Origin of the sequence: Micromonospora sp. KC207, assembly GCF_004348615.1 — a bacterium.
Taxonomy (GTDB): domain Bacteria; phylum Actinomycetota; class Actinomycetes; order Mycobacteriales; family Micromonosporaceae; genus Micromonospora.
Genome location: NZ_SMKJ01000591.1, coordinates 1 through 1,271, shown reverse-complemented (window position 1 = coordinate 1,271; position 1,271 = coordinate 1). Strand labels below are relative to the sequence as shown.

At 77.0% G+C, this 1,271-nt stretch carries 1 protein-coding gene and 1 pseudogene; one reads left to right on the top strand and one right to left on the bottom strand.

All coding sequences use genetic code 11. From position 1 onward, the window contains the following. Positions 1–831, top strand: a pseudogene (locus tag E1258_RS33770) (hypothetical protein); the annotation flags it as partial. 172 nt (positions 832–1,003) lie between these two features. Here the strand turns inward: E1258_RS33770 and E1258_RS32695 are convergent. Next, a partial coding sequence (locus E1258_RS32695) for an ATP-binding protein (RefSeq protein WP_132407847.1) occupies positions 1,004–1,271 on the bottom strand: 268 nt, incomplete at its 5' end.

Sequence of the window (1,271 nt, the reverse complement as noted above, 5' to 3'; positions counted from 1 at the left end):
CTGTGGGCATGGCCGCTGGCACTCCTGCCGGCGGCGGTCGCGCTGACCCCCCTGGTGCTGCTGGCGGCGGGCCAGCGGGGCCGGCAGCTCGACTGGGTGGACCAGGCGCGTCTCGCCGACCTGACCGCCCTGCCCGGCGCGCTGGCCCAGAGCGGCGCGGTCGGCGGGCTGCTGCTGGGCCTGGCCGCCCTCGGGGCCGCGCGGTCGGGCCGGGTCGGACTGCTCCCCGCCGCCTGTCTGGCCCTGCCGGTGGCCCTGCTCTTCCTGGCCGGGCTGGCCGTGCCGCTGTGGGTACCGCGCTACCTGTTCTTCGCCGTCCCGTTCGCCTGCCTGCTGGCCGGGGCGGCGCTGGCCACGGTGGCGCTGCCCGGGGCGCTGGCCGTGGTGCTCGTCACCGGCCTGCTCGGCCTGCCCGACCAGATGGGGCTGCGGCGCAGCCACGAGTGGCCGCGCGGCGCGCTTGTCGACTACCGGGGGGCGGCCCGGGTGGTCGACGAGGGACGCCGGCCCGGCGACGTGATCGTCTTCTCGCCCCGGAGCGGCTGGCTTTTCCTGGACGTCGGCATCGGTTACCACCTCGGCGACCGGCAACCCCGGGACGCGCTGGCCGTACGGGACCGCGACGCGCGCGGCGACTACTGGGCCGACGAGTGCCCGGACCCCGCCCCCTGCCTGGCCGGGGCGCGGCGGATCTGGCTGGTGGTCGCCGGGCGACGTTCGGACCCGGTCGACGCGGTGCCCGGCGCGAAGGGGGCCGCCCTGCGCGACGATTTCGTCGTCGAGCGGGTCTGGCCGCGCCCCGGCCTGACCGTGGCGCTGCTCACCCGTTGAGCCGCGCCTCCGGCTTCGGCGGGCGGGCATGGGCTTCGGCGGGCGGGCAGCCGCCCACCATGCCGGCGACTCGGCGGTATCCCCCCGCCCGGATACCGCCATGCCGCCGACACAAAGTCGATCAAGCGCCCTGGAGGACGGAATCGGACGGGAGTCGATCAAGCACCCCGGGTCAGGACCGGGCGAGGGGGACGACCAGCACTGCCTCGGTGCCGCCCTCGGCCCCGTTGCGCAGCTCGATGGTGCCGCGCAGTTCCCCGGTCACCAGCGCCCGGACGATCTGGAGGCCGAGCCGGCTGCCGCGCTCGGCGTCGAACCCGGCCGGCAGGCCCCGCCCGTTGTCGGCGACGGTGACGTGCAACTGCTTGCGGAAGCGGTGCGCCGACACCACCACCTCGGGCGCCGCCGACGGGGCACCGGCGGCCACCGGTGGAAGGCTG